3 protein-coding genes and 1 pseudogene are annotated in these 3,497 nt (G+C 67.2%); all 4 read left to right on the top strand.

Going from position 1 to position 3,497, the window contains the following annotated elements; genetic code table 11:
• Positions 1–596, top strand: a pseudogene (locus tag G6027_RS15385) (hypothetical protein); the annotation flags it as partial.
• A 277-nt stretch (positions 597–873) separates the two neighbouring features.
• Complete coding sequence (locus G6027_RS15380; RefSeq protein ID WP_187702942.1) at positions 874–1,164, top strand: DUF485 domain-containing protein; 291 nt, start codon at positions 874–876, stop codon at positions 1,162–1,164.
• Positions 1,164–2,786, top strand: coding sequence for a cation acetate symporter (locus G6027_RS15375; protein ID WP_182637925.1), 1,623 nt, complete (start codon positions 1,164–1,166; stop codon positions 2,784–2,786). The genes G6027_RS15380 and G6027_RS15375 overlap by 1 nt, the downstream gene beginning before the upstream one ends.
• A gap of 139 nt (positions 2,787–2,925) precedes the next feature.
• On the top strand, positions 2,926–3,497 hold a 572-nt coding region (locus tag G6027_RS15370; protein WP_346995766.1), incomplete at its 3' end, for a hypothetical protein.

The raw sequence follows: 3,497 nt of genomic DNA, 5'->3' as shown, positions 1-3,497 counted from the left end.
CCTCGGGCTCGATGGGCTTCGACATGGCGGACACCGGGGTCACCCGGATCCGGACACTCGTCGAGACCGCGAGCGCGGGCCTCGCGCGATTCCCCGACGACGCCGCTCTCGGCCTGTGGGCCTTCGGTGGGGACGCGGGCCGGGATGGGCGCCCCTACCGCGAGGTCGCTCCGCTCGGCCGCCTCGACGCCCCCACCCCCGAGGGGAGCCACCGCGATTCGCTGGCGGGCGCCCTGTCGTCGCTCCCCGGGTTGGTGGGCGGGGGGACGGATCTCTACCGCACCGTGCTCGACGCCTACGCGGCGGTCCGGTCGGATTACGACCCCGACATGATCAACTCGATCATCGTGATCTCCGACGGGGCCAACGACACCGTGTCGGAGCTGACCCGGGACGATTTCCTCCGCGGGCTCCGGGACATGATCGACCCGTCCGAGCCGGTGATCGTGGTGACAGTGGGCCTGCTCGACGACGCCGACCCGGAGACCCTGGCGGAGATCGCCCGGGCGACCGGGGGCAGCAGTCATGTCGCGCGGACGACCGACGAGATCGTCCGGGTGTTCGCAGACGCCATCAGCCGGCGGGGCGGTGCCTGACCCCGTCACCGTCGCCGACCCCCCGGATTAGGTGGCCTCCCCCTCTGATGGGGGTGGCCTCACCACCGCTTTTTCCCCGGCTGCCCGCGCCGGGCGGATTCGCCTCGGCAAACCCTTGTGTCCCGTGTCACACTTCTCCAGTCCCATTCTGTGAGGCGCATCACTACAGGGGTGTGGCTCGAGAGAACTGAAACGGAGGACCTCCGTGTCCCAACCAGCTGATCCCCCGGTGGGAGGATCGTCCCGACGCAGCCCGGAAGCGGCTGACTTCGAGGCGATGCACTCCAGCCCGGAATTCCAGGAGTTGCGCAGCAAGTTCAGGGCGTTCGTCTTCCCCCTGACGATCGCCTTCCTCCTCTGGTACTTCATGTACGTGCTCCTGGCCGTCTACGCGACCGACTTCATGGGGACCAGGGTCTTCGGCAACATCACCTGGGGCCTGATCATCGGGCTGGCGCAGTTCGTCACCACGTTCCTCATCACGTTCGTATACATCCGGTTCGCCAACCGCGTGATCGACCCCCGCGCGGAAGCGATCCGCCACGAGCTGGAAGGTGAGGTGGCCTGATGGACGACTGGCTGATTCCCATCAATGATCTAGTCCCGGGGGAGCAGGTCGGAAGCACGCTGCTCAACATGGTCGTGTTCGGCGTCTTCATCGTCATCACCATGACCCTCGTGTTGCGCGCCTCCAAGTCGACCAAATCCACCAAGGACTTCTACACCGGTGGCTCGACCTTCACGGGACCGCAGAACGGGTTCGCGATCGCCGGCGACTATCTCTCGGCGGCCTCGTTCCTCGGCATCGCCGGCGCCATCGCCATCAACGGCTATGACGGATTCCTCTACTCCATCGGCTTCCTGGTGGCCTGGCTGGTCGCGTTGCTGCTCGTCGCCGAGCTCATGCGTAACACCGGGCGTTTCACGATGGCGGACGTGCTGAGCTTCCGACTCAACCAGCGGCCCGTCCGCATGGCCGCCGCGCTGGCGACCCTGGCGGTCTGCCTGTTCTACCTCATCGCCCAGATGGCGGGAGCGGGCGGCCTGGTCGCCCTGCTGCTCAACATCAACGACTCGACCGGGCAGGCGATCGTCGTCGCGGCCGTCGGACTCCTGATGATCGTCTACGTCCTCGTGGGCGGGATGAAGGGCACCACGTACGTGCAGATGGTCAAGGCCGTTCTGCTCGTCGGCGGCGTGCTGATCATGTGTCTGTTCGTCCTGGTCGCGGTGCGGGGCAACTTCTCGGAGCTCCTCGGACAGGCGGTCACGAACTCCGGTAGGGACCTCCTCCAGCCGGGGCTGCAGTACGGCGCCACCGAGACCAGCAAGCTCGACTTCATCTCCTTGTCGATCGCCCTGGTCTTCGGCACCGCCGGCCTGCCGCACGTGCTGATGCGCTTCTACACCGTCCCCACGGCCAAGGAGGCCCGCCGCTCGGTCACCTGGGCGATCGCGCTCATCGGCTCCTTCTACCTGTTCACCCTCGTCCTCGGCTTCGGTGCTGCGGCGATGGTCGGGTCGGACGTCATCGAGGCGGCACCCGGGGGCGTGAACTCGGCAGCTCCGTTGCTGGCCTTCGCGTTGGGCGGCGAGATCTTCCTCGGCATCATCTCGGCGGTGGCCTTCGCGACGATCCTCGCTGTGGTCGCGGGCCTGGCGATCACCGCGTCGGCATCGTTCGCGCACGACATCTACAACGGCGTGATCAAGCACGGTAAGGCCACCGAACAGGCCCAGCTGCGCGTCTCCCGGATCACCGTGGTCGTGATCGGCATCGCCTCGATCATCATGGGCATCGGTGCGATGGGGCAGAACATCGCGTTCCTCGTCGCCCTCGCCTTCGCGATCGCGGCCTCGGCGAACCTGCCGACGATCCTCTACTCGCTGTTCTGGAAGCGGTTCAACACCACCGGTGCGCTGATGTCCATGTACGGCGGTCTGATCAGCACGCTCGTGCTGATCGCGTTGTCGCCGGCGGTCTCGGGCGGCGAGAAGTCGATGATCACCAGTGTCGACTTCTCCCTGTTCCCCCTGTCCAATCCCGGCATCGTGTCGATCCCGCTGGCGTTCCTGCTCGGCATCATCGGCACCTTCATCGGGAAGAAGGACGAGTTCCCGCAGAAGCGGGTGGAGATGGAGGTCCGCTCCCTCACCGGCGTCGGTGTGGAAAAGACCATCAACCACTGACCCGGCCCGCCCGGGCGGAACCGATTCCGACCCGCCCGACCGCGAGAAGCGGTCGGGCGGGTCGCGTCGTCGACACGGTGCGCCCCCCGGGGTCGAATCCCGTCTGACGGGAGGTCGGTGGACAAAGGGACTACCCTCGGTGACCACCACACCGATTCGGAGGCGGTTGAAGCAGATGTATCCCGGACAAGACGACCAGACGCGGCGCATGGGGCAGCCCGACTCGCGCGCGTACTCGCAGATGGGCGGAGACCCAGGGTACGACGAGCCCTACTCGAACGAGGCCGCCTATCCGGAGCGACGTGAACCCCGCGGTCCCGCGCTCGACGTGGGCAAGTTCCTGGGTAGCGTCGCGGCCACGGCGCTCGTGGCGGCGATCGCCGGCTGGCTGATCGCCTGGGTGGTCGAAGCGGCGTTCGGCCGCTTCGGTCACCAATGGGCGAACGGCGGCAACACCCCCACCATGTACGCCGTCTACGGGGCGGTGGCCGCGATCCTGGCCGGGCTCCTCTGGTACCTGCTGCTGGTGGGTACGGCGAACCCGCAGCAGTTCTTCTCGTGGACCGTCGGATTGCTGATCATCGCGGCGGTGGCGCTGCCGCTGCTGGTGACGGTGCCGTTCCTCGACGGGTTGGCCGCGGCGATAGTCCACCTGTTCATCGGCCTGCCGATCCTCGCGTTGACCGGGGCGTTCGCCGCGACCCTCCGACG

The sequence above is a fragment of the Dietzia sp. SLG310A2-38A2 genome (assembly GCF_014145095.1).
Taxonomy (GTDB): Bacteria; Actinomycetota; Actinomycetes; order Mycobacteriales; family Mycobacteriaceae; genus Dietzia.
The sequence above is the reverse complement of the archived record's forward strand: the minus strand, read 5'-3'. Positions and strand labels throughout refer to the sequence as shown.

Bases quoted from the DNA above. Each gene is read 5' to 3' on its own strand.
- G6027_RS15380 (WP_187702942.1), top strand. From the start codon at position 874: ATGCACTCCAGCCCGGAATTCCAGGAGTTGCGCAGCAAGTTCAGGGCG.
- G6027_RS15375 (WP_182637925.1), top strand. From the start codon at position 1,164: ATGGACGACTGGCTGATTCCCATCAATGATCTAGTCCCGGGGGAGCAG.